This window comes from Paenibacillus glycanilyticus, from assembly GCF_030161375.1.
Classification (GTDB): Bacteria; Bacillota; Bacilli; order Paenibacillales; family Paenibacillaceae; genus Pristimantibacillus; species Pristimantibacillus glycanilyticus_B.
In genome coordinates, this window is sequence record NZ_BSSQ01000016.1 from 29648 (window position 1) to 55049 (window position 25402).

At 51.4% G+C, this 25402-nt stretch carries 21 protein-coding genes and 3 riboswitches; of the genes, 12 read left to right on the forward strand and 9 right to left on the reverse strand.

Annotated features, from left to right (window positions below):
* Positions 1 to 97: 97 nt before the first annotated feature.
* The gene (locus QQK89_RS20230) at positions 98 to 1009 is read left to right on the forward strand and encodes a DUF4097 family beta strand repeat-containing protein (RefSeq protein WP_284240482.1); all 912 of its coding nucleotides are present in this window, start codon (positions 98 to 100) and stop codon (positions 1007 to 1009) included.
* Positions 1010 to 1057: 48 nt separating this feature from the next.
* Here QQK89_RS20230 and QQK89_RS20235 read toward each other — a convergent pair whose 3' ends face one another.
* A complete protein-coding gene (locus tag QQK89_RS20235; protein ID WP_284240483.1) occupies positions 1058 to 1387 on the reverse strand; it encodes a YnfA family protein in 330 nt (109 codons plus the stop codon).
* 134 nt (positions 1388 to 1521) lie between these two features.
* On the opposite strand from QQK89_RS20235, the gene QQK89_RS20240 reads away from it, so the two are divergent.
* Positions 1522 to 1692 (forward strand): CxxH/CxxC protein, encoded by a 171-nt coding sequence (locus QQK89_RS20240; RefSeq protein ID WP_284240484.1) that lies wholly within the window; start codon positions 1522 to 1524, stop codon positions 1690 to 1692.
* 1 nt (position 1693) lies between these two features.
* On the opposite strand, the gene QQK89_RS20245 is transcribed toward QQK89_RS20240, so the two are convergent.
* On the reverse strand, positions 1694 to 2284 hold the full coding sequence (locus QQK89_RS20245; protein WP_284240485.1) for a TetR/AcrR family transcriptional regulator: 591 nt from the start codon (positions 2282 to 2284) through the stop codon (positions 1694 to 1696).
* A 171-nt stretch (positions 2285 to 2455) separates the two neighbouring features.
* Between QQK89_RS20245 and QQK89_RS20250 the strand changes: the two genes are divergently transcribed.
* Positions 2456 to 3379, forward strand: a complete 924-nt coding sequence (locus QQK89_RS20250) for a ketopantoate reductase family protein (RefSeq protein WP_284240486.1) — start codon at positions 2456 to 2458, stop codon at positions 3377 to 3379.
* Between the two features lie 53 nt (positions 3380 to 3432).
* Here the strand turns inward: QQK89_RS20250 and QQK89_RS20255 are convergent, their stop codons facing one another.
* Both QQK89_RS20255 and QQK89_RS20260 read right to left on the reverse strand, forming a co-directional pair.
* Positions 3433 to 4848: an amidohydrolase gene (locus tag QQK89_RS20255; protein ID WP_284240487.1), complete on the reverse strand. Its 1416-nt coding sequence runs from the start codon at positions 4846 to 4848 to the stop codon at positions 3433 to 3435.
* 56 nt (positions 4849 to 4904) lie between these two features.
* Complete coding sequence (locus QQK89_RS20260) at positions 4905 to 6320, reverse strand: amidohydrolase (RefSeq protein ID WP_284240488.1); 1416 nt, start codon at positions 6318 to 6320, stop codon at positions 4905 to 4907.
* A 177-nt stretch (positions 6321 to 6497) separates the two neighbouring features.
* Here QQK89_RS20260 and QQK89_RS20265 point away from each other — a divergent pair, with 177 nt between their 5' ends.
* Complete coding sequence (locus tag QQK89_RS20265) at positions 6498 to 8552, forward strand: helix-turn-helix domain-containing protein (RefSeq protein WP_284240489.1); 2055 nt, start codon at positions 6498 to 6500, stop codon at positions 8550 to 8552.
* A gap of 27 nt (positions 8553 to 8579) precedes the next feature.
* Here the strand turns inward: QQK89_RS20265 and QQK89_RS20270 are convergent, their stop codons facing one another.
* Both QQK89_RS20270 and QQK89_RS20275 read right to left on the reverse strand, forming a co-directional pair.
* The gene (locus tag QQK89_RS20270; RefSeq protein WP_284240826.1) at positions 8580 to 10349 is read right to left on the reverse strand and encodes a sensor histidine kinase; all 1770 of its coding nucleotides are present in this window, start codon (positions 10347 to 10349) and stop codon (positions 8580 to 8582) included.
* Between the two features lie 7 nt (positions 10350 to 10356).
* Positions 10357 to 11094, reverse strand: coding sequence for a response regulator transcription factor (locus QQK89_RS20275; protein ID WP_284240490.1), 738 nt, complete (start codon positions 11092 to 11094; stop codon positions 10357 to 10359).
* A gap of 355 nt (positions 11095 to 11449) precedes the next feature.
* Here QQK89_RS20275 and QQK89_RS20280 point away from each other — a divergent pair, with 355 nt between their 5' ends.
* Genes QQK89_RS20280 through QQK89_RS20305 form a run of 6 tightly spaced genes read left to right on the forward strand, consistent with a single transcriptional unit; the run spans position 11450 to position 18519 of the window.
* A complete protein-coding gene (locus QQK89_RS20280) occupies positions 11450 to 12454 on the forward strand; it encodes an ABC transporter ATP-binding protein (protein WP_284240491.1) in 1005 nt (334 codons plus the stop codon).
* Positions 12451 to 13452: an ABC transporter ATP-binding protein gene (locus QQK89_RS20285; RefSeq protein WP_284240492.1), complete on the forward strand. Its 1002-nt coding sequence runs from the start codon at positions 12451 to 12453 to the stop codon at positions 13450 to 13452. The genes QQK89_RS20280 and QQK89_RS20285 overlap by 4 nt, the downstream gene beginning before the upstream one ends.
* Before the next feature lie 27 nt (positions 13453 to 13479).
* A complete protein-coding gene (locus QQK89_RS20290; RefSeq protein ID WP_284240493.1) occupies positions 13480 to 14430 on the forward strand; it encodes an ABC transporter permease in 951 nt (316 codons plus the stop codon).
* 21 nt (positions 14431 to 14451) lie between these two features.
* Positions 14452 to 15351, forward strand: coding sequence for an oligopeptide ABC transporter permease (gene opp4C / locus QQK89_RS20295; RefSeq protein ID WP_284240494.1), 900 nt, complete (start codon positions 14452 to 14454; stop codon positions 15349 to 15351).
* Positions 15352 to 15389: 38 nt separating this feature from the next.
* Positions 15390 to 17048 carry an ABC transporter substrate-binding protein gene (locus tag QQK89_RS20300; protein WP_284240495.1) on the forward strand — a complete coding sequence of 553 codons (1659 nt, stop codon included), beginning with the start codon at positions 15390 to 15392 and terminating at the stop codon, positions 17046 to 17048.
* A gap of 13 nt (positions 17049 to 17061) precedes the next feature.
* Positions 17062 to 18519, forward strand: a complete 1458-nt coding sequence (locus tag QQK89_RS20305; protein WP_284240496.1) for a M20 family metallopeptidase — start codon at positions 17062 to 17064, stop codon at positions 18517 to 18519.
* Between the two features lie 512 nt (positions 18520 to 19031).
* Here the strand turns inward: QQK89_RS20305 and gcvPB are convergent.
* Genes gcvPB through gcvT form a run of 3 tightly spaced genes read right to left on the reverse strand, consistent with a single transcriptional unit; the run spans position 19032 to position 23010 of the window.
* Positions 19032 to 20525 (reverse strand): aminomethyl-transferring glycine dehydrogenase subunit GcvPB, encoded by a 1494-nt coding sequence (gene gcvPB, locus QQK89_RS20310; RefSeq protein ID WP_284240827.1) that lies wholly within the window; start codon positions 20523 to 20525, stop codon positions 19032 to 19034.
* 5 nt (positions 20526 to 20530) lie between these two features.
* Entirely contained in the window at positions 20531 to 21889 is a 1359-nt protein-coding gene (gene gcvPA, locus QQK89_RS20315) for an aminomethyl-transferring glycine dehydrogenase subunit GcvPA (protein WP_284240497.1), read from the reverse strand.
* 8 nt (positions 21890 to 21897) lie between these two features.
* A complete protein-coding gene (gcvT, locus tag QQK89_RS20320) occupies positions 21898 to 23010 on the reverse strand; it encodes a glycine cleavage system aminomethyltransferase GcvT (protein ID WP_284240828.1) in 1113 nt (370 codons plus the stop codon).
* Between the two features lie 110 nt (positions 23011 to 23120).
* Positions 23121 to 23205, reverse strand: a riboswitch (glycine riboswitch).
* A 3-nt stretch (positions 23206 to 23208) separates the two neighbouring features.
* Positions 23209 to 23313: riboswitch (glycine riboswitch) on the reverse strand.
* Between the two features lie 157 nt (positions 23314 to 23470).
* A riboswitch (glycine riboswitch) is annotated at positions 23471 to 23582 on the forward strand.
* A 160-nt stretch (positions 23583 to 23742) separates the two neighbouring features.
* On the opposite strand from gcvT, the gene glyA reads away from it, so the two are divergent.
* Together glyA and gcvH are read left to right on the forward strand one after the other, a co-directional pair.
* Positions 23743 to 24984, forward strand: a complete 1242-nt coding sequence (gene glyA, locus QQK89_RS20325) for a serine hydroxymethyltransferase (protein WP_284240498.1) — start codon at positions 23743 to 23745, stop codon at positions 24982 to 24984.
* Between the two features lie 22 nt (positions 24985 to 25006).
* Positions 25007 to 25399 (forward strand): glycine cleavage system protein GcvH, encoded by a 393-nt coding sequence (gcvH, locus tag QQK89_RS20330; protein WP_284240829.1) that lies wholly within the window; start codon positions 25007 to 25009, stop codon positions 25397 to 25399.
* Positions 25400 to 25402 lie beyond the last annotated feature (3 nt).

A 25402-nucleotide genomic window follows, 5' to 3' on the forward strand; every position in this document is an offset into this window, starting at 1 on the left:
CTGTAGACCCTTCTCTGGAAGGTTTATGGCAATTGCCCGCTGGCGTAAACTAAAAGCAAGTAGAACGGAGCGAAGGGTAGAGAAGGAGAGAAAACAAATGAAAAGAAGATGGGCGAGAAATACGATTGGGGTGATTCTTGTGGCGATTGGGATAATGGCGTTACTGCAGTATCAATTCGGCGGCGCAAAAAGCAAGGAATACGATTATACGTTAAAGCTGGAGGATCAGCTCCAGGAATTGAGTATAATAAACAACAGCCTAGGCCTAGATATTAATTTTGTGCCAAGCACGGACGGCAGCAATTCGATCCGGTTTGAAGGCAAAGCGAAGCAAGAGATTATTGATCAAATTAAGAGTGCAAGGGTTCAGAACGGCCAGCTCAATATCCGGTTGAAGGATAAATGGCATTTTACCTTCTTCGACTTCTCCGGCTGGAACGATAAGCAGCTTGTAACGGTCACGCTAACGGAAGAAGCGATGCGTTCGCTAGATACGTTTAAGCTGATCAGCGATTCGGGATCCATCAAGGTGAACGGGGCAAAGGCGGCTAACGGGGTTGTGGCTTCCGATTCCGGAAGCGTTAAGCTAGACAGCTTCGAAGGCAGCACGTTATCTCTGAAGTCCGATTCCGGCAGTATCAAGCTGGACAGCTTCACGGGTAACAGCTTGTCGATCCATTCGGATTCGGGCAGCATTCATGCAGGAACGGTTGCTGCAGAGCTGAATGCGACATCCGATTCGGGCAGCATTACCGTGGATCACTTGAGCGGCAAGGCGGTCGTCCGTTCCGACTCCGGCAGCATCCGGATTGTGAAGGACGATACAACCGGCGCGGATGTGAACAGCGACTCGGGAAGCGTTAAAATTCAAATTCCGGTGACGTACAGCGGAATGTACGACCTGGACTCGGATTCCGGTTCCATTCATAAGCCAGACCAGCAAGGCACTTCCGGCGAGATTATTAAGGTGCGCACGGACAGCGGCAGTATTCGGATTAGCCAGCCATAAAAGATTAATCCGCCCGGGCAAGCCTGGGTGGATTTTTTTGCTGAACAATTATCCGCCTCTCGGAGCGTAGAGCATAATGGCTACGCCAACGAGACAGACAGCCGCGCCGACCCAGTCGTAGAGGTCTGGCGCTTTCTTGTCGATCAGCCATCCCCATAGGACGGCAAGAATAATAAAGACGCCTCCATAGGCAGCATAGACACGGCCAAAAGAGGGGAAATTTTGTAGGGTGGGTATTATGCCGTATGCAATCAAGATGATTCCGCCGATAATACCATACCAGAGCGGCTTCGCTTCGCGCAGCCAAAGCCACACGAGATAACCGCCGCCAATCTCGGCAAGGCCGGCGATTACAAACAAGATAATAGCTATTAACAAGGGAAGGGCTCCTTTTCGTGATTTGCTATCTTTGTAGCTTAAAGCAGGAAATGAAAGGGAAAGCTTCACATTGGGAAGCTTGTTTGCTATGCTAACGGTATAATAAACAACGTTGAAGAGGAAGCGAAATTCGAATGTATTGTGTATGCAAACAACATGTAGAGCTAGCCATTGATAAATTTGTGGACGAGTATGAGGATGCGCCGGATATTGTCGATTTGAAGGAAACCGAATTCGCGGATTGGGATCCGCCGCGCAGCTGCGACTTGTGCAAGGATGCAACCGCCGAATTCCTTGTCGTATAGCTTAACATTGCGGCTCTCCGTGCAAGGCGGTTATGCCGGACATCGTAAAGACAAGCAGGTCATCAAGAAGGGCATCGGCATGCTGAGACTGCTGATTGTTGAACCAATATCTTGTGCCGCTATATAGGGAAGAACCAATGATATGGGCTGACAATTGGATATTGTCGGCTTTTTTGCTTTGGTATTCCTTATGAAGGAGATTCGCCAAAATTTGCTGCAGCTCGTGCTGGACTTTGGTCTCGACAACCGCGGCAATCGACCTTGAAGCAATCTTGCACTCCTTATAAAACAATATTTGAAAATCGCAAAGCAAAGCGATCAGTTGCCGAGCGGCAGCTTCGTTAAAAGGCTGATCGGCAGGGATTCGCTCGTGGACTAAAGCGGTGAACCGCTCGGAGAGCATTTCATCCAATAAAGCATATTTATCTACATAATGCGCGTAAAAGGTCGCCCGGTTGATGGAAGCGGTCTCTGCAATATCTTTGACGGAGATGGACTCGAATTCTTTATGTTGCGCTAGCGACAATAAAGCTTCCTGGATCAGGAGCCGGGTACGTACGACACGGGGATCATTGCCTTCTTGCAGTGCCATTCTGAGACTTCCTTTCATTGAGGCATTATCAGATTTAGTCTTGTGTTGCCTAAGCAACACATTTCGGTTTTTGCTGATTGAGATTTGGGGTCATGCGTCTTACCATAATAACATACAGCTGTTGCTTTCAAGCCAGTTGTTGCCTGATTGTTATTCGGAGAGGATGTCATTATGATGCAAATACGGAAACAGCCCAGAATACTGATCTTTGGCGCAGGCGTCATCGGCAGCACGTATGCCGTTAAATTTATCGAGGCCGGCTTAGATGTAACGCTGCTTGCCCGTTCCAATAGATTAAAGACGCTGAAGGAAAAAGGTCTGCAATATACGGATAAAGGAACGGTAAAATCGTTAAACATAAATGTAATTGATAAGCTTGAAGAAGATGATATTTACGATTTTATATTTGTCCCGGTGCGCTACGACCATGCCGAGTCCGCCTTGCATGCCATCAAAAAGAATAAGAGTCAAACGATCGTTACGATGACGAACACCTCGGCCGGTTATTCGGAATGGCTGAACATCGTTGGAGACCGGCTGCTTCCCGGGTTTCCAAGCGCAGGCGGACAGATTGTAGATGGGGTTCTGCATTCTCAGTTTGGCCCTCGTATCATCCAAGCGACGATGTTTGGGGAAATCAACGGTCAGGTGACGGAGCGGGTACAAGCGCTTGCAAGGCTGTTTAGAACGGCTCGGATCCCGTACACGATCTCCAAAGACATGACGGGCTTCCAAATCACGCATGCGGTGCTCCAACTGGCCTTAATCCGCAGTTTATACGTTGACCATGTGCGAATGGATTACCTCACGGCCCAAAGCAAAGAGACGGCACATCTTATTACGACTTCGCTCAAAACGTATTTGAGAGCAGCGGAAAAGGCGGGAGTAAACGTATCCCCTTCCATGTTCAAGGTAGCGCTAAAAATACCAAACGGAATGATGGATTTCATATTTGTTAAGTTATTAGGAACCAAGCTTGTAAAAGATGTGATTTTTACCGATTACGCAGATAACGCCTATAGTGAAATAGCTTTATTATATACGGATTTCATCGATTATTTAGGACAAAAAGGTGTGAATATCGACAAAAAATGATACGAAAAAAGGATGGCGGGCGCCATCCTTTTTTGCATATTTGAACGTAAACGTTAGCCCGCCGGAACGGACTCGATGAAGAACGGAGGTTTCACATCCATCGGGATGCCGGTGCTGTAGGTATGGCCCTTGGTACTTTCGGCGAACTCCAAGCGGGCCTTATCCAGAATACCGTCCGTGTTGAGCAGAAGATCATACGCTGCAAGCGCCATTACTTTGGCGGCATGGTGCATGCCCTTCATGCCGATGGAGGAGCCGAAGGCAGAGGTGGCTTGCCAAGTGTGGGGAGCAATGCCGTTAGGGGAACAAGTCGTCATGATTTGTCCCATCGGCGTAATCCAAGAGGCGTCGCCGATATCGCTGGAACCGCCAAAGGTGATTCCGTAGAATTGTTTAGGATTTAATGCGTCTGTAGGCAAAATGCCGGAGGTAGGGAACATCTTCATGCTGATCTCGCGCACGCCGGGATCCACGCTGCTCTGTAGTTGTTCCGCAAATTTGTACTCTTCTTCCGTGAACGACAAAGGCTCGATAAGAGCAAATTGATCAAACATCAGATCATTAAGCGCTACGTTAGGCAGCGTATCGTAGCAGCCGGCCTTGATGCCCCAGTCAACGGAGGTTTCGGTCATCATGGCGGCACCTTGCGCGACCTTAATCAAGCGTTCAAGAAGATGGTCAACTTCGCCCCGGTTCTTGCCGCGAAGGAAGTAATAGACGCTCGCCTTGTCCGGCACGATATTCGGCGCTAATCCGCCGTTCGTAATGGTGTAGTGAATACGGGATCCATCCGGCACATGCTCCCTCAAATAGTTGGCGCCAACGTTCGTCAGCTCAACGGCATCAAGCGCGCTTCTTCCTTGATGCGGTGCGGCTCCGGCATGAGCCGTGCGTCCGGAGAAATAGAACTCGACCGCGATGAGTGCCTGCGAACGGAAGGTAGCCGTCATATTCATCGCGCCCGGATGCCAGGTTAACACGCTGTCCAGATCATCGAAAGCGCCGGCGCGTGCCATGTAGGTTTTGCCTGACAATAGCTCTTCGGCCGGACATCCGTAGTAGCGGATGGTTCCGGTGAATCCTTCAGCAGCCATGACTTGCTTCAAGGCAATAGCAGCTTCCACGCCGGCTGTTCCGAGGAGATTGTGGCCACAGCCATGTCCGGGTCCATCCTTTACGATGGGGCTCTCCGTAAAGCCAATCTCTTGCGACAAGCCCGGCAGAGCATCAAATTCTCCGAGAATACCGATGATCGGCTTGCCTTTGCCGTATTCCGCTACAAATGCCGTAGATACTTCTCCAACATGGCGCGTAATGCGGAATCCTTCCTTCTCCATGGTCTCCGCTTGCAGGGCGGAAGCGAAGTTCTCCGTATAGCCTACCTCAGGGTTTTCCCAAATTCGAGTAGCCATCTCAGTAAACACGTCAGCGTTGCTCTCGATCCAGTTCTGGATATTTTGCTTGCTCATTTCACAATCCCTCATTTCATGGTTTGATAGTGAACTTATGATTACGAAGCTTGCAATTAGCCTGCAGGAATAGACTCTTTATAAAACGGAGGTTTGACCTCCATCGGGATACCGGATTGATAAGTATGGCCTTTTGTGCTCTCGGCAAATTCTTGACGGGCTTTGTCCAGAATACCGTCCGTATTGAGCAGAAGATCGTATGCGGCAAGCGCCATCGCTTTAGCAGCATAATGCATCCCTTTCATGCCAATCGAGGAACCTACGGCAGCTGTTAATTGCCAGGTGTGGCCCGGTGTGCCCGCCGGCATGCATGTCGTCATGATTTGTCCCATCGGCGTAATCCAGGAAGCGTCGCCGACGTCGGAGGAACCGCCGAAAGTTACGCCTGCCAATTGTTTTGGGTTAAACGTATCGGTAGGTAAAATATCGGATACCGGGAACATTTTCAGGCCGCTCGCAAGGACCGCAGGATCGATGCTTTTCTGAAGATTTTCGGCAAACCGGTACTCTTCTTCCGTGTAAGATAACGGTTCAATGAGGGCAAACTGCTCGTACATCAGCTCGTTTAGAGCAACGTTGGGTAGGGTGTCGTAGCAGCCGGCTTTGATGCCCCAGTCTACAGAAGTCTCGGTCATCATGGCAGCTCCTTGCGCGACCTTGATTAGGCGCTCCAGAAGATGATCCACTTCGCCGCGGTTTTTGCCGCGTAGGAAATAATAGACGCTTGCTTTATCCGGCACGATGTTTGGCGCAAGCCCGCCGTTTGTGATCGTGTAGTGGATACGGGAACCGTCAGGCACATGTTCCCTCAAGTAATTGGCGCCAACGTTCATAAGTTCCACGGCATCAAGCGCGCTACGGCCTTGATGGGGGGCCGCGCCGGCATGTGCCGTACGTCCCGAGAAGTAGAATTCAACGGAAGTTAAAGCTTGCATCTTCATCGTAGCCGTCATATTCATAGATCCGGGATGCCAAGTTAAGACGCTGTCCAAATCATCATAAGCTCCGGCGCGGGCCATGTAAGTTTTGCCGGATAACAACTCTTCGGCCGGACAACCGTAATAACGGATCGTACCGCTAAATCCTTCTGCAGCCATAGCCTGTTTCAAGGCAAACGCTGCTTCTACACCGGCCGTGCCCAAGAGATTGTGGCCGCAGCCATGCCCGGGCCCGCCTTCTACGATCGGGCTCTCCGTAAAGCTGATCTCTTGCGACAAGCCCGGCAGAGCATCAAATTCACCTAGGATGCCGATAATCGGCTTGCCTTTCCCATATTCGGCCACAAACGCGGTGGATACTTCGCCGACGTTGCGCGTAATGCGGAAACCTTCCTTTTCTAGCGCTTCGGCTTGCAGCGCGGAAGCAAAGCTTTCCGTGTAACCCACTTCGGGATTCTCCCAAATTTGTTTGGCCATCTTGGTAAATACGGCAGCGTTGCTATCGATCCAGGCCAGGATGTTTTGTTTGCTCACTCACAATCCCTCACTTTTCAGTATGATGTTAGAATCACTTACATTATAGCCCGCTTATTCCTACGAATCATTGTTGAAATCTTAGATATTTACAGCTTAATCTTGTTGGATTACACTATGAATTAACAGAATATAGAGTTTGAAGTCACATAAACTGACATGAAAGCGGTGGTTTCCGTGGAAAATCACGAGCTAATGCGATGGCTAGCTGAATGGGAACAACAAGGTTCTTTTGGTATATGGATGCGCAACGGCGTAGATGACGATTGGCGCAAGTGGAGAGGCACAGGGAATGTAGAAGAAGCGGCGACTTCGGAAGCAACAAAGGTTGAAGGCTTGCCGGAGGCATACGGCGATGCCAAGCAGCTGTTCTTTGCCTATGGGGAGCCTCTCTGGCGAGAGGTGGTGGTTCTTTTGCCAGCCGGAGTGGAATTTCATCAGGATAAGGAAGAGCGGCTGCGCTCTACAATTCGCGAGTTGTGGCTTGAGGAAATGGTGCTTCAACAGCAGAAGGAGCATAAGGAATGGCTTAGGGGCCTTAGGGAATTAACGACTTCTCTGGATTTGAATGAGCTGCTTCTTCGCATCATGCGAACGGCGTTAACGGTTATCCCTTCCGCGAGTTACGGATTCTTTATGATGTACGAACCCGAGTCTGGCATGCTCGTACCGCGCGCTAGCGTTGGTATGCAGGATTCCATCTATCAATTTCGCGTCTATCCCGGCGAAGGCATAACGGGCAAAGTGTTTCAAAGCGGAGAAGGCCATGTCTACGATTCCAGGGAAGCGATCTCCACGGCGATGGACAACGTGTCGGAGAGCAACTTTGCCAGTCTGTCCAAAGCTTTTGACGGGGCGGAGGATCTTGTTCAGACGGCGATGGCCGTGCCGGTTATGATGAATAACGAGAAAATCGGCGTTATGCTCGTTCACCAGCTCCGCAGGCATGCCAAGTTGGACAAGCGGGATCTAGAGCGGCTTCAAGGCTTTGCCGATCAAGCGGCTATTGCGATCTCGAATGCCAGAATGTTTGCCGAGCTGGAAGAGAAGAACCGCTATTTGACCCGTCGCAACGAAATCCATGGCATATTCACCAAGCTGTCCGTAGAAGGCAAAGATTTGGAGACGGTAACCCGGACCATGAGCGATATGATTGGATTACCCGTGTTTTTTGTAGATTTAACGAAGGATGAATGGTATCCCGCGGCGAGCGATATTCAAGGCATAATTGATGAACTTCAGCATAATCGGCTTAGATACGAGACATCGACATGGACAATGGAAACTCCGGATAATGGTAGCTTCTATATGTACCCGGTATTAAACGGCGCGGTGCTTCTCGGCAGCTTTGCGGTTAAGCTGGTACGCCAGCTTGGACAGCTTGATTTGGTCGTTCTGGAGCAAGGCAGCGCCGTGACTGCGCTAGAAATGATGAATACGCATTCCCTCGTCGAGATGCACTTCCGAAGCAATCAGGAGCTGTTTGGCGAACTGCTTGTTTGCCGCGAGCCGAAGAAGCTAGAGGGACGACTGAAAGGATTCGGTTTGTCGAAACACAACGCCATGTTTGTAGGCGTTCTGGAGCTTGCGGAGGAGCAGTCGGACGCCAAGCTGAGGGAAAGCAAGCTAAGGCGCATTGTCTCCGGGGTTGAGAAAGAGTTTGGAAGAGGCCATCATTTGCTGTTTGGCGCCCATAACAAAGTGACCATTCTGGCTTCCGCTGAAGACGAGAAGAAACAATATTTGTTTACGCGCAAGTTGAATGAGGTCGCCCGCAGATGGTCGGAAGTTTCCGGAACGACGCTGTATGGCGGAATTGGCGGCTTGTACAAAGGATTGGAGCATGTCGCCAAAAGCCATGAAGAAGCAAACCGTTCGCTTGCCTATATGAAGAGCCGCGGGTATCCGGAAATTACGCGCTATGGCGATATAGGCGTTAACCGGCTGTTTATTAATCAGGATCCGGAAGAGATAGATTCCTATGTCCAGGATGTGCTGATGCCGCTTCGCTCGCTCAAAGGCCAAGGACGTTCCGGCGAGTTGGAACATACGCTTAAGACGTATATGGCGGCTAACCGCTCCTCTGCCGTAACAGCCGAGAGACTACATGTTCATACCAATACGTTGTATCATCGTCTGCGCAAGATCGAAGAACTGCTGGATATCGATCTGGATGATCCAGATGATTGGCTGAAAGTATACCTCGCTTGTCACCTAAGTTCTTCTTCCTAAGCGCTAAGCTAGATGCACTCATCCCCCTCATTCATTTATCGGGAGCAGGATCGCAATCAGCGTTCCTCTTCCCGGTTTGCTTTTTATTTGCAGCTCGCCTCTATGCCCATAAGCCAGCTGAATTCTCCGCTGCGTATTAATAAGGCCGATATGATTGGTCGGAGGCGAATCGCTTTGGAGCATCATTCTAATCCTCATCATTCTCTCTGGCGTTATGCCATTCCCGTTATCGATGACAGCAAGCCGAAGTTGGCTGCCTTGCCGCTGAATCTTGATTTTAATCGATATCTTGGAGCCTGGTCGAAGGCCGTGCTCCAAGCTGTTCTCAATAAGCGGTTGAAAAATAAGCTTAAGCACTTCAAATTCCTCAAGCTCGGCATCGTATTCCCACCAAATGTCGAACTGCTTGCCATGCCGAATTCTCTGGATGGCCACGTAGCTTTTTGTATTTGCGATTTCTACCCGCAGCGGCACTAGGGAACTTTGACCTTCAAGGGAATAGCGCAAAATATCCGATAAATGTTCCACCATGCCCGTCAGCTCGTTAGGCCCGTCCGTATATTTAGCCGCTTTCCAATGAATGGTCTCCAGCGTATTGTACAGAAAATGAGGATTTAGCTGGGACTGCAAGGCGGCGAACTCCGCGGCTTTGGTTTTGTACTGGCTCTCCGACAGCTGAATTCGGATGTAATTATGTTCGATGAAATTTTGCAGCAGGCTGCGGATAATTTGGCTATGCATGCTGTTTTTCCTTGTGCGGTGAACGGGAAGAGGTTTGCCTTTTTCTGCCGCGTCGAGAATCGAAATGATGAGTTTTAAATCCCGGTAGTTCTTTTGCGTTAATTTGTAAGCGAGCAAGCTGGCGGCAATAAGCGATAAAGAGAGCAAAATTCCACTGATGGTGAGTAGCCGCTGAAGCGTGGTATAAAGCGATTTCTTCGGCGATACCGAAATAAATGTCCAGTTATACGGTACCGAATTCATCTTGTTAATGAGCATAGCCTCGCCGGCCGCGGTTATGGAAAAGGAAGGATTGGCATGGGCAATAATGCTTTTAATCTCGCTTGATTTCAGTCCGGTCCGGGCGTCATTGCCAAACATAACGGAGCCAAACTCGTCTACGACAAGCAGCTTTTGCCCTTTAAGGGTAGATAAATCGTTCAGCCGCCGTTCAATATATTGCCGCTTAATATTGAGGACAATGACGCCTTCCGTATTATCGCGGACTTTGAAGTTGCGGTACATCGTAATCACGCTGTTATTAACGAGTTGTTTGTTGAGATTATACCGGGGAATAATCCGGCTCTCGGTCCAAATATCTTTGTCTCCGGCATGTTTCTCATAACTGGCGTACCAGGTGCGGTCAGGATCTTCTTCGAGGGAGAGGAATCCGCCGGAGACCGAAGAGATAAACCGTTTGTTATCGTTTCTTAGATAAATATAAATGGAGTCGATGTAAGGCTGCGCAATGGAGGGAGAGTCGATAAAGTTTTTCAAAGCGGCTAGCTGTTCCTCGTCCGCTGCGGTCGGGCGCGGCTTGTTCAGCATGCTTTTCAAGTTCATGAACTGGGTTGCGCTAGCAATAATATGGAGATTCAAAGACTGTTGTTCGTTAAATAGAAGTTCAATGTTTTCCTTCGTTTGCTTCAGCATGTTCGTATTTCGATTGTTAATCTCGTTCACGGCGTACTGCTGGATGAGAAAAGCGGACAAAGCCCCTAAGACGACAAGCGGAATGAGCATAGGCAGCAAAAAAATCAGCAAATTTTGGGTGAAAAAGCGGGCTGTCGTCGTCATCACGGTATTAGTCCTCGTTTCGGTATTCTCTTGGCGTCACTCCGAAATAGCTGCGGAACATTCTTGTGAAGTTTTTGGCGTTGCTGTATCCTACGGCTTCGCTAATCTCATACGTCTTCGATCCGGTTGCGCGTAGCAGTTCAGCCGCTTTATCCATGCGAAGCTTGGTCAAGAAATCCGAGAAGTTCTCTCCCGTCTTGGTTTTGAAGTATTTGCTTAAATAGTAGGGGTTCAAAAAAACATGCCGGGCAGCCGATTCAAGCGTGGCGCTTGCTAAATGGTCATGTAAATACGCCTTTACCTTCTCAATGGTCTGATCACCCGAGGGGATATCCGGTGCCAAGGCGGGGACGGCCGGAAGCTGTTTGGTCTGATCGAGTTCGTTCCTCAGTTGGCCGAATACTTCGGCGATCTCCGCGTATTTGGTCGGTTTGGTCAAATATCTTCTAACCCCGTATTGCATGGCGGATTGGGCATATTCGAATTCCCGGAAACCGCTGAGCAGAACAACCTTCACTTCCGACTGCTGCCGAAACAGTCTTTCCGCTACTTCGATTCCCGTTAGAGCAGGCATTCGAATATCGCACAGCAGTACGTCTACCGGCTGCCCGGCAATAAAAGCAAGCGCCTCTTCGCCGTCGCTCGCTTGTCCTACGACGCGATAGCCAAATTCATGCCAAGGAAAATAGTTGCTTAGTCCGTTACGGATTTCGCTCTCGTCATCTGTGATCAATAAATTGTACAAATCCGCCACCTCCCAAGAGAAGTTTTCAGACAATTCTAAAATTTAGATACCTATTTAGCCTTGGACCATCCGGGAAGTTAAAAAATGAATCCTATCTGCTTAAGAGAAGGGTCTGTAATGTTCTGTAATATTGATGTTAAATAAAGTTACATAGAAAGCAGTCGGTTGTTGGCAGGGGCTTACGCTCGAACAGGTGGGAACTTACCGCGAATATACCATATTAGCAGGTAGAAGAGTAGGTAGAACCCCACAATTATGGAGCGACAAAAATGTGCGTTTGCACAAAGGTTCCAAGGGTCTGATCAAACAGTGTCATAATACCTGACACTGATGTTTCTTTTTAGGAGGGTGAACCATGCTGCTGGAGATTAAAGATTTGAAGACCGTCTTCAAAACGGAAAAAGGCGAGGTTACATCGGTAGACGGAGTAAGCATACAGGTTGGCAAAGGGGAAACCATCGGCATTGTCGGAGAGTCTGGCTGCGGGAAAAGCGTTACATCGCTTTCGGTTATGAGGCTGCTCGGCAAAAACGGACGAATCAAAGAAGGAGAAGTCCGCTTTATGGGCAAGGATCTCGCCAAGCTGTCCGAATCCGAGCTGCGGCAAATGCGCGGCGGCGAGATGGCGATGATTTTTCAAGAACCGATGACTTCCCTAAATCCGGTATTTACGGTCGGCAATCAATTAGTTGAAGCGATCCGGCTTCACTCCGATTTGAAGGGCAAAGCCATGGAAGAATATGCGATTGAAATGCTGAAGAAGGTTGGCATTCCCCGCCCTGACGCCATTATGAAGAGCTTTCCGCATGCCTTATCCGGCGGGATGAGACAAAGGGTCATGATTGCCATGGCGCTCTCGTGCAAACCAAAGCTGCTTATTGCGGATGAACCAACGACTGCGCTCGACGTGACGATACAAGCTCAAATTCTGAATCTGATGAAGGGGCTTAGGGAAGAGATCGGAGCTTCCATCATGCTCATAACGCATGACCTCGGCGTTATTGCGGAGATGGCTGACAAGGTAGTCGTTATGTATGCCGGTCAGGTCGTGGAAGAGACGGATGTCTATACCTTGTTCGAAAATCCTCTTCATCCGTATACGCAAGGTTTAATGAAGTCCATTCCGCATCTCCATAATGATACCGGAGACACGCTGGAGTCTATTCCAGGGGCCGTGCCGCCGCTGACCAATATGCCTGCCGGCTGCAGGTTCCATGACCGGTGCGCATTCGCAAGCGAGAAATGCCAATTGGATGCTCCGGTGTTCAAGCCGGTGACGGAAGGACATTCGGTTCGTTGTTGGAAAGCGCAGGAGCCGGAAGTATGGCAGCTTGAACCCCGAGAGGAGGAAGCGGTATGACAGAGGCAATAACGACCACGACGGCTGCCGAGCCGCTGCTGCGCGTGCAAGGCTTGAAAACCTATTATCCGATTAGACGCGGGCTGTTATCCCGGACGGTTGGCAACGTGAAGGCCGTTGACGATATTACGCTCGAGTTGTATCCCGGCGAGACGCTTGGCCTTGTAGGCGAATCGGGCTGCGGCAAGTCAACGATTGGCCGAAGCATTATCCGGCTGGAGAATCCGACGGACGGCTCGATTTGGTTCGATGGGGAAGACATTACGAAACATTCCATATCCGATCTGCGGTCGGTACGGCCAAAGATGCAGATGATTTTCCAAGATCCGTTCTCCTCGCTTAATCCCCGGATGCGGGTAGGGGAGCTGCTTGCTGAACCGATGAGGGTTCACGGAATCGTCCCTGACGGCGAACTGGAGAAGCGGATTGACTGGCTTCTGGATATGGTCGGCATTCCCCGCAGCTACAAGCAGCGCTTCCCTCATGAATTCTCGGGGGGGCAGCGGCAGCGGATCGGCATTGCCCGCGCGATATCCTTAAATCCAAAGCTGATCGTATGCGATGAACCGGTATCTGCGCTGGACGTGTCGATTCAGGCGCAAATTCTCAATTTGCTGAAAGATTTGCAGAAGGAGCTGGGACTGACTTATTTGTTCATCGCCCATGGTCTTGGGGCAGTCAAATATATAAGCAACCGAATTGCCGTAATGTATCTCGGCAAAGTCGTGGAGATCGGGACGAAGGAGGAGATATTCGCAAACCCCCGTCATCCTTACACCCAAGCGTTGCTTAATGCTTACCCCGTTCCCGAGCCGCGAAAGCGCGGGCAACAGCGAATTGTCCTGCAAGGCGACGTGCCAAGCCCGGCTAATCCGCCATCCGGCTGCCGCTTCCATACGCGGTGTCCTTTTGCGCAAGCCATATGCAAGGAGATTGAACCTCAGCTTGAAGGCGGCGAGCACGCGTCGGCGTGCCATTATCCCCTCGCCGCTACATAGTCCAGGAGACAGGAAAGGAGTGATTCCATGCTAACGTACGTCATTCGCCGAATTCTGATCGCGATTCCCGTCCTGTTGGGCATTACGATTATTAATTTTGTCATTATCAACCTCGCGCCGGGCAATCCGGTGGACATGTACATGACTCCGGATACGCCTCCCGAGCTGCTGGAACTTAGGAAGGAACAGCTTGGCCTGAATGATCCGATAATCGTGCAATACATCAAGTGGCTGGGGCAGCTGCTGTCAGGCAACCTTGGCTACTCTTTCAGTACGAGCGAGTCTGTCGGATCCATTATAGGAGAGAGACTTGGCCAAACGATGCTGCTTGGATTTTGCGCGCTGCTGCTTGGTCTCCTGATCGCCCTGCCGATCGGCATTATGAGCGCGGTCAAACAAAACTCGAAATTCGATTATGTGATGACCGGCTTGTCTTTTGTCGGAACTTCGATCCCCCAGTTTTTCCTCGGTCTGGTCTGCATTTATATCTTCGCGGTTAACCTCGGTTGGTTGCCTGTCGGAGGCACGGAAACGTTAGGCGGGGGTGGCGGCATAGGTGATCGGATTTTGCATATCGTGCTGCCGGCCGTAGCGCTTGCCGTCGGAATCGCCGGTCGGAAGGTTCGGTATATTCGCGCCAGTATGCTGGACGTACTGAAACAGGATTATCTCCGAACCGCACGTGCCAAAGGAGTGAGGGAGTTTTTCGTAACGAATAAACATGCGCTCCGCAATGCTCTTATTCCGGTTATTACTGTCGTGGGCATGGAAATTCCGCTGCTCTTCGGAGGTGCGGTTATCGTGGAGCAGCTGTTCCAATGGCCGGGGATCGGCCAGCTGACCATTCAATCGATTATGTCGCGCGATTACTCAACGATTATGGGACTGAACTTGGTCGCCGCCATTATTGTCTTATCTGCCAATCTGCTTACGGATATTTTCTATTCGGTAGCGGACCCGCGGATCAAGTATCACTAACAAGGAGAGGGGGCGGGCACGATGTCTACTGTCAAAACGGCTACCCCGGGAACGGTGGTCTACGCCGTCCGCGAAGAACGTTCCGAAGGGGCTTTCCGCCAAATGTCGCGGCGCTTCATGAAGCATAAGTTAGCCGTCGTTGGTCTTGTCATCACGTTATTTCTTATCTTTATTGCAATTTTTGCTCCATGGCTATCCCCGCATAATCCTTATGCGGTAACCGCCGAATTCTCGGCTGCGCCATCCTCCGTCCACTTGCTCGGTACCGATCAGGTAGGCCGGGATGTGCTGGCCCGCTTGATCTACGCAACAAGAGTATCGGTTATCGTAGGTTTCGGAACGGTGGCGCTGTATGTAACGTTTGGTACCGTCGTTGGCCTATTGTCCGCTTACATCGGCGGCTGGGTAGATATGCTCGTGATGCGCATCACCGATATGTTTATGGCTTTCCCTTATATGATGGTTATTCTGGTTGTTGTCAGCGTGCTTGGCCCAACCTTATGGACGCTGGTTCTAGTCCTGGCTTTATTCTCCTGGCCGGCGATCGCAAGGCTGGTACGGGGGAGCGTATTGACGCTTAAGCAAATGGATTATGTAAAAGCGGGCGTGTCCCTTGGTCTAAGCACGCCGCGAATCGTGTTCCGCCACATTTTGCCCAATGCGCTTGCTCCTATTATTGTTAACGCGACGTTTGGCGTAGCGGCGGCGATTATGGCCGAGTCCGGACTGAGCTTCCTCGGAATGGGCGTTCAACCTCCGACGGCAAGCTGGGGCAACATGCTGACAGACGCCCAATCGATCAGCGTTATGACCGATCAGCCTTGGTTATGGCTGCCGCCGGGCATTATGATTCTGGTCATCGTTCTGGCGATCAACTTCGTTGGCGATGGTTTGCGCGACGCGTTTGATCCTAAACAATAGCAACAAGGATTCAAAAATATAGAGGTGGAGGGGTTTGGATGGGAAAGAAACGCATGGCATGGGTAGGCGGATTCTTGGCATTATGCATGATTTTGGTGACGGCTTGCGGCTCGAATAACAATAACGCGAGCAATACGGGGAACGCGGCATCAAGCGCTAGTCCGTCGGCTTCCGCAGCCGCATCGGGCAACTCGGGCAAACCGCTGTCGATTGGTCTCGTTAACCCTGTAACCACTTTTGACGTGTTCAACTTGGATAATGCGGGCCTGTTCGTCAATTCCTTCATGAGCGATACGCTTCTGGCGCTTAATAAGGATTACGGCTTTGATCCGAAGCTGGCGGAGTCGATTGAGACGACCGACAATCAGACGTACACGATCAAGCTCAACAAAAACGCGAAATGGAGCGATGGCCAGCCGTTTACGGCCGACGACGTGGAATTTACGCTCAGCATGTTTACCGATGCCAACGTGAAAACCTTGCTTAACCTGACCTTCCTGGACGGTCTGGATGCGGCAGGCAAACGGACGGCCGATCAAACTACGCTTCCGTTCTATGCGAAGACCGATGACTACACCTTTACGATTAAAACGAAAAACCCGATGGAAGCGACGCAATTCGAGTCCCAATTCGGTACGTATGTGCGTTACTTGCCTAAACACGTATTGAAGGATGTCGCTCCCGTTGATTTTAACAAAAACGAGTTTATGATGAACCCTACCGTTACTAACGGCGCCTACAAATTCGTGAAGTTTGCCAAAGACCAATATGTTCAGATGGAAGCCAATCCGCTTTATTACGGCGGCGAACCGTCTATTAAAGAGTTGTTCGTGAAAATGATGCCGGCAACAAACCTCGCTGCGCAGCTGCAGACCGGCGATATTCAGATGACGGCTCCAGCTGTAGGTCTTATTCCGATTCAGGACTTCGATAAAGTTCAGAACATGGCGAATGTCGCGACTGGCTTCGGCGATGCCAACAATCCGAACGTATTGTTCATCAACACGCAGAAATTCACGGATCCGAAAGTGCGTCAGGCTATCGCTTATGCGATCAACCGCCAGCTTATCGTGGATCAGCTGCTGAAGGGGCAAGGCGATCTTGTCGACGGCATGCTTGGCAAGATGCATCCTTATTATAATGCCGATATTCCGCAATATTCGTACGATCCGGAGAAAGCCAAGCAACTGCTGAAGGAAGCAGGCTGGGACTTCAGTACGCCAATTGAATTTGTTGTTCCGACGGGCAACAAAATCCGTGAACAAGCATCCGATATCGCCGCCGAGAATCTGAAGGCAGCCGGATTGAAAGTGCAAGTAACGAAGCTTGATTTTCCGACTACGTATCAAAGAGCTCTGAAGCATGATTACGATCTGACGATTATGAACTTTGGATTCATTCTTGATCCGGGCAGTGTATTCGGATTCTTCCTAACCGGCGTTCCTTACAATATTCCGCAATACTCTAGCGCAGAGGTCGATAAACTGATCGGCCAAGGAGCAATGGAGCTTGATCCAGCCAAACGTCTTGATATCTACAAACAAATTCAGCAAATATTGCACGACGATGTTCCTTTTATTGCCCTCTATGCGGACAAACAAATGTATGCCTCGTCCAAAGATCTCAATCTTGGCAAAGGCATTGAGACGAGCGCAATCGGCCTCGTGAATAACGTATCGCAATGGAAAATGAACTAGAGAGGTGCCAAGGATGAAGGAGAACAAGGATATCGTTCAAGCGGTAACGGAAGCGATTGAGGGTAAGAGGGATTTATTTATTCAGGTCAGCGATCAAATATGGGGTTATGCGGAAACCAGGTTTGAAGAAGTCCGTTCTGCCGAACTGTTATGTCGGGCGCTTGAGCAAGAAGGGTTCCACGTGGAACGTCGCGTTGCGGAGCTCGACACCGGATTTATAGGCAGTTATGGCAGCGGATCTCCCGTCATTGCTATTCTTGGCGAGTTTGACGCCTTGGCAAGCTTAAGCCAGGAAGCGGGAAAAGCGTCGTTTGCTCCGGTCATGCCGGGCGCAAACGGCCATGGCTGCGGGCATAATTTGCTTGGAGCGGGTTCGCTTGCCGCGGCGGTAGCGGTGAAGGACTACTTTGTTAAGCAAGGCATAACAGGTACAATTCGCTACTATGGCTGTCCGGCGGAAGAGAGCGGCTCCGGCAAGGCATACATGGCGAGAGCGGGGCTGTTCGAGGACGTCGATGCGGCATTCTGCTGGCACCCGGCGACGACAAACGTCGTGATGCATATGTCCTCGCTTGCAAATCTGCATGTCCACTTCAAATTTGCGGGCAAGAGCGCCCATGCGGCAGCCGCGCCGCATCTTGGACGGAGCGCGCTCGATGCTGTGGAGCTCATGAATGTAGGGGTCAATTACCTCCGCGAGCATATGATCAGCGAAGCCCGCATTCATTACGCCGTAACCAACACGGGCGGGTTTGCGCCAAACGTGGTGCAGGCTGAAGCAGAGGTCAATTATTTAATTCGCGCGCCTAAAGCGTTCCAAGTCCACCCGCTATTCGAACGAGTACTAGATGTGGCGCGGGGTGCAGCGTTAATGACAGGCACGAAAATGTCCTACCACTATGAGGGAGGGGCATCTAACCTCATACCAAACGCAACGCTGGAAGGCAAAATGCATGAATTTCTGCAAGAGCTGGACCTGCCGCTATACACCGATGAAGAGATCTCGTTTGCCAAGGCTATTCTGGATACGATTCCGGCTGATGACCGGCAGGCTGCCGCGGCACAAGTAGGGAAAGATGCCGCAGCTATGCTGATGGAGATGCCGCTTGCCGGCTTTGTAGCTCCGCTGATGGACCGAATGATTGTTATGCCTGGTTCTACGGATGTTGGAGACGTCAGTTGGAATGTCCCTACGGCGCAATGCGGTACGGCAACATGGGCCTTCGCGACGCAAGCCCATTCTTGGCAGGCCGTAGCGCAAGGGAAAAGCGGCTATGCGCATAAGGGAATGTTGCTGGCCGGTAAAGCGATGGCCTGCACAGCCATTGCGGCGGTGCTCGACCCGTCGCTGATCGCGAAAGCGAAGGTCGAGCTGCTGGAACGGCTTGGCGGCGAGACGTATGTGGCCCCGTTCCCGGCTGAAGTGAAGCCGCCGGCAAGCCAATCGCAGCCGTCAGTAGTGACGGTGTAGCGAATTTAATAGCTGAAGGACCATCTAATCGGGAAGCTGAGTGGCTAACCGTTAGATGGTCCTTTTTTTGTTATGGAGCGCCCTGCACGGAATGCAGGATAATGGCTCTAAAAAGGTGGAGTAGAGGAGATCGGTTGCACCGAATGCACTATATTCCGCTAAATCGAGCCGAATTTGGCTGCACTGCAAGATGATCCTGCACTTCGTGCAGGATATGCTGAGTAACGGGGTTCATTTGCTCGTTTATGATGTATTCTGTGCAACGTAGGGAAAGAACGAAGGACAGTGTGAAGTAGTGAAAAAGCGTAGCATGGCCTGTATGGGATGAAATTGAAGTATACTGCAGCTGTTCGGCGATAGAGGCCTGTTTTATTGTTGGAGTGAGATAACGTGGCTTGATAATGCGAATAGGGATGGAGCATCGTGCCAACAAGGGGGAATGGTGTGCTGATCCCAAAAAGAGCGGCTGATCCGGAGATCAGCCGCTTTGTTAGTTGTGTAAAGTTACCGGCTTAGTTACAGGAGCAGTTCAGAATCGGCTTGCGTGCCGCGGTTGTTTCGTCGAGACGGCGGACGACGGTGCCGTATGGTGCGTTCAGCACAAGCTCCGGATTGGTGCGGGCTTCCTCGGCGATTTGAATCATCGTGTCGATGAAGCCGTCCAGCGTTTCTTTGCTTTCGGTTTCGGTAGGCTCGATCATAATGCATTCTTCCACGTTAAGCGGGAAGTAGATCGTTGGCGGATGGTAGCCGAAGTCGAGCAATCGCTTCGCCACATCCAAGGTGCGAACGCCGTAATTCGCCTTCAAGCCGCGGCCCGACATCACGAATTCATGCTTGCAGACGCCAGGGTATGGCATTTCGTAGTAAGGGGCCAGACGGGCCATCATGTAGTTCGCGTTAAGCACCGCGCATTCCGATACATGCTTCAGACCTTCCGGTCCATACGTCCGGATATAAGTGTAAGCACGAACAAGAATGCCGAAGTTGCCATAAAACGCTTTGACGCGGCCGATCGATGCCGGACGGTCGTAATCGAAGAAGTAGGAGCCGTCTGTCGCCTGGGCTACAATCGGTTTCGGCAGGAACGGAATGAGCTTGCTCTTCACGCCAACCGGACCAGCGCCGGGACCGCCGCCGCCATGCGGAGTGCTCATCGTCTTATGCAGATTAAGGTGAACGACGTCAAAGCCCATGTCGCCCGGACGCGTAATGCCCATAATAGCGTTGGAGTTTGCTCCGTCATAATAGAGCAGTCCGCCAGCTTCGTGGATAATAGTTGCGATCTCGACGATTTGCTCCTCGAATAGACCAAGCGTACTCGGGTTCGTCAGCATTAGCGCCGCCGTATCGCTGCCTACCGCTGCTCGGAGAGCGTCCAGATCGACCATGCCGCGTTCGTTCGACTTGATCGTAATCGTCTCGAAACCGGCAACTGTCGCGCTTGCGGGGTTTGTGCCATGGGAGGAATCCGGTACGATTACCTTCGTGCGCACCTCGCCGCGGCTTTCGTGATAGGCGCGGATCATCATCAGACCAGTCCATTCCCCGTGTGCTCCGGCGGCAGGCTGCAAAGTCACTTGGTCCATGCCTGTTAATGCCGCCAGATCGTTCTGCAACGTATAGAGCAGTTCAAGAGCGCCTTGAATGCTCTCTTCCGGCTGGTAAGGATGGATTTTGGCAAAACCCGCGAAGCGGGCCGTATCTTCGTTAATCTTAGGGTTATATTTCATCGTACAGGAACCTAGCGGATAAAAGCCGTTATCTACGCCGAAGTTGCGGCGGGAAAGCTCGGTATAATGGCGGATGACATCCACTTCATAGACTTCGGGAAGCTCAGCCGGTGCTTGGCGCAGCATGGAAGCCGGAATGTATTCGGAAGCGGGTTTCTCCGGTACGTCGCAGGCTGGAAGGGAGTAAGCGACACGTCCAGGTTTGCTTAATTCGAAAATCAGCGCTTTTTCCGGTTTACCCGCATCTTCTGTTTTCTCTGCTTTTGTATTCATCGTAATCATGCTACCGACTCCTCCAATCTATTGGCAAAGCTCTCGATTTCGCTGCGCGTGCGTTTTTCCGTGACCGCAATCAGCATATGGCCTTTAAGCTCGGGATAGGAAATGCCAAGATCATAACCGCCGATAAAGCCGGCTTCGAGCAGCTTAAGGTTAGTCTCGCGTACAGAAGCGCCCTCAGGGAGTTTAATGACAAATTCATTAAAGAACGGTGTGCCGAATGCAAGCTCGAAGCCGTGCTGCTGCAATTCGCTTGCCGCAAAATGCGCCTTCTGCACATTCAGATTGGCGGCGTCAATCAATCCTTGCTTGCCCATTGTCGACAGGTAGATGGATGCGCACAAGGCAAGCAATGCCTGGTTGGAACAGATATTGGACGTCGCTTTCTCGCGGCGGATATGCTGCTCGCGGGCTTGCAGCGTAAGAACGAATCCGCGCTTGCCGTCGAGGTCTTTCGTTTGTCCGACGATCCGTCCCGGCATCCGGCGGGTAAGCGGCTCGGCTACGGCGAAAAATCCGCAAGTAGGACCGCCGAGCGACATCGAGATGCCAAGCGGCTGCGCATCGCCGACGCAAATATCCGCGCCAAGCTTGCCCGGCGTCTCGAGAAGGCCAAGCGACATCGGGTTCGTGCTTACGACGAACAACCCTTTTACGCCGTGAATAATCGGTTCAATGGCTGCAAGATCTTCAACAGCGCCGAAGAAGTTAGGCGATTGAACCAGGACAGCGGCTGTATCTGTCGTTACGGCTTCCTTCAATGCCTCCAAATCGGTAACGCCATTCGCATAACCGACTTCAACGACCTCCAGGTTCAACCCTTTGGCCATCGTAAGTACCATTTCGCGTGCTTCCGGATGAACGGTCCGGGAGATAACGAGTTGCTTCCGCTTGGTTGCTCCCGCAGCTAGCGCGCCTGCTTCGGAGAGCGCGGTTGTGCCGTCATACATACTGGCGTTAGCCACGGCCATGCCGGTCAGCATGCAGATATAGGATTGGAACTCGAAGATCGCTTGCAGCTCGCCTTGGCTGATCTCCGGCTGATAAGGGGTGTAAGCCGTATAAAATTCCGAACGCGAAATCATATGGTTAATGACAACCGGAAGGTGATGATCGTAAATTCCCGCGCCTAGGAAACTTTTGTAGCGGTCCGTATCGGCGTTTTGTCCGGCGAGCTCTTTCATATGCTCAAGTAATGACCATTCATCGAGCGCCGATGACATCGGCAACGTGCCGCGGTAACGGATCGACTCCGGAATATCGCGGAATAGCTCTTCTGTATTCGATACGCCAATCGTAGCGAGCATATCGGCTTGGTCTTGATCAGTCATCGGAATATAACGGTGTAGATTTGGCATAACGGGAATCACTCCTTCGGAAGTCTTTTATAGAATGGGGTAGGGATTACAGCTGCTTTCAGCTTCTTGCCGCGAATTTCCACTTCGAGCTCCGTGCCGACAGCCGCATATTCCGTGCTGATCAAGGCGAGCCCGAGGTTGCGCTTCAGCGTTGGCGATTGGGTACCGGTTGTCACCTCGCCAATCTGAACGTCACCGATGTAGACCGGATAGTGGCAACGCGGGATTCCGCGGTCAATCATCTCGATGCCAACCAGCTTGCGCGGCAGACCGTCTTGCTTTTGCTTAACCAGCGCGTCTTTGCCGATGAAATCTTCCTTGCCCAGCTTAACGAAAAAGGAAACGCCGGCTTCGAGCGGGGAAATCGTACTGGAAAGTTCCTGTCCATACAGCGGAAGGCGGGCTTCAAACCGAAGCGTATCCCGTGCGCCAAGTCCGGCAGGAAGAAGGCCAAGCGGCTCGCCTGCCGCAAGCAACGTCTTCCAGACGTCACCCGCTTGCTCCGACGGTACGTAAATCTCGAATCCGTCTTCGCCGGTATACCCGGTTCTGGAGACGAGGACAGGCAATCCGGTCAATCCGGTATCCGTCCGGAAGTGGAAGGAGGAGAGTTCCAGCGTCTCGGAATCGGCGCCGGCCGCTTTCATAATCTCCACCGCCAGTGGTCCTTGCAGCGCCAGCAATGCGGTCTGATCCGACTTGTTCTCAAGGACAACGTCGCCGATGAGATGCTCTTCAAGCCAGCTAAAATCTTTATCGATATTGGAAGCATTTACGACGACCATATATTGATCGGCCGAGATCCGGTAGACGAGCAGGTCGTCCACAACGCCTCCGCCTGGGTAACACATTAACGTATATTGCGCCTGGCCGTCGGATAGCTTGGAGACATCGTTGGTCGTCATGCGCTGCAGGAAGCTTTCGGCAAACGTTCCGGTCACCATAAATTCACCCATATGCGACACGTCGAACAGTCCGGCCTGCTGCCTTACCGCGTCGTGTTCCTTCTGAATGCCGGAGAACTGAACGGGCAATTCCCAGCCTCCAAAGTCAATGCAGCGGACGCCAAAAAGGTCGGAATAATAAGGGTGCAGCGGCGTTTTTTTCAGATCGAGCGTCATTTGCAATTCGCCTCCTCTAGTCGATTGATTGGTCATGCCGTACGCAAAAAAGGACAGCAGCAAAAAGGCGGCGCGCACGGTTATGAAGCCGTCCTCGCTTGTCCTCGTTGCTCTGTCCTTTGTACCTGAGAGTTACCTTGCGCTTAAGCAAGTTTCCCCGTGGGCGACCCCGTCGAAGCGGGATTCTCTCCAGAGTTGCGTCCAGCAAAGGTCCTTTTGCCTGAGAGATTCCCCTCCCATGTGAGGGTTACTCCTTCGGCGCCGCCGCAAACTTGACCGGGCGATCTCTCCCATTGCCTTCATACGCATATTTTGGAATGTCTTACTATATTATTACACAGGTATGGGAATAGGTGTCAATACAAAACGCGGAAAAATAAAATTTTATGTAAGGTATATTGACATGAGGCTTGTCCCTGCATTATTCTAAGGGCAATCATTACCAAATTTCATATGCGGATGACGATGCAAGGGAGAGACCGAAGGGGCATAGGCTCTGGAGGCACCGAAGGAGCAAGTCGAAGGCTGCCAGCCGTAGATTAATCTCTCAGGTAAAAGTACCTGCATCCGACGCAACTCTGGAGAGAGCGAACAAGCCACCAAAGGGGTAACAACGGATTCGGTTAACGAAGATCGTTTAAACTCTCAGGTACCCGGGACAGAGAACACGGCGCATGCCGGTTCTCTGTCCCTTTTTGTTATTCCCGTCTACTACATAGGAGGTGTTCTGACTTGAGTTTACTTACGCGTGATCCCGACCTGCATGCCGCTATCGAGCGGGAGCATGGACGGCAATTAAAAACATTGGAGCTGATTGCTTCCGAAAATATCGTAAGCCCGGAAGTGATGGAAGCGATGGGTACGGTCCTCACGAATAAATACGCGGAAGGTTATCCGGGCAAGCGGTATTACGGAGGCTGCGAGTACGTGGACGAAGCGGAGACGCTCGCCATCGAGAGGGCCAAGCAACTGTTTGGCGCCGCTTACGCCAACGTTCAGCCGCATTCCGGCGCGCAAGCCAATACGGCCGTTCTGTTCCATTTCCTGAAGCCCGGAGACAAGATTATGGGCATGAATTTGTCGCAAGGAGGCCATCTCACGCATGGCAGTCCCGTCAGTCTGTCGGGCAAATGGTTCGATGTCGCAAGTTATGGGGTAGACGAACAGACGCATCTGATTAATTACGATCTTGTAGAGACGGTTGCCCGCAAAGAGAAACCTTCTCTCATAATCGCAGGGGCAAGCGCGTATCCCCGCATCATTGATTTTGCGAAGTTTAAGGAAATCGCAGACTTGGTCGGGGCAAAATTGATGGTCGACATGGCGCATATTGCCGGACTTGTTGCAGCGGACCTTCATCCGTCGCCAGTGCCGTATGCGGACGTGACAACAAGCACGACGCATAAGACCTTGCGCGGACCGCGCGGCGGACTTCTTCTGACCAATGACGAAGAGACAGCCAAAGGCCTTAATAAATCCATTTTCCCGGGCATTCAAGGCGGACCGCTCATGCATGTGATCGCCGCGAAAGCCGTCAGCTTCCTGGAAGCTCTTCAGCCTTCGTTCCGGGTATATGCCGAGCGGGTTGTAAGCAACGCAAGAACACTCGCAAACACGTTGAAAGAAGAAGGGGCAACGCTTGTATCCGGTGGAACGGATAATCATCTGATGCTGATTGACGTCAGGCCCTGGGGGCTTACCGGGAAGGAAGCCGAGAAGCTGCTCGAACAGGTTGGCATTACCGTCAATAAAAATACGATTCCGGGCGAAACGGCAAGCCCGTTCGTCACAAGCGGCGTTCGGATCGGCACGCCCGCGCTGACGACTAGAGGTATGGGCGCGGCAGAGATGCAGATGCTTGGACAATGTATCGCCGGCGCTTTGAAGCACCGGGATGACCCGGTTGCCATGGCCAGAATCGGTCAACAGACCGCAGAGCTAGCAGGAGCGTTTCCGTTATTTTCGAGAGAATAGATCCTAGAGAGGAGTTTTTATGATGAGCGAGATTAAAGCGGGTTTGGGATATTCGGAGGAGCATGAATGGGCAGAGGCGCGCGGCACGACGGTAAGGATCGGAATTACGGATTTTGCGCAATCGCAGCTAGGCGATATTGTATTTGTGGAGTTGCCGGAGGTAGGAATGAAGCTGGACGCGAACGATGCCATGGGTACCATTGAGTCGGTTAAGACGGTGTCCGATCTGTATTGTCCGGTGGGCGGGCGTGTCGTTCAAGTTAACGAAGAGCTGCTGGACGCTCCTCAGAAGGTTAACGAAGATCCGTACGGAGAAGGCTGGATTATTGAGATCGAAGTAGACGGAGACGCATCGGCGGAAGTAGAGGGACTGCTTAGCGCGGAGGCATACGCGGCTTTTATCGAGGGTAAATAACCT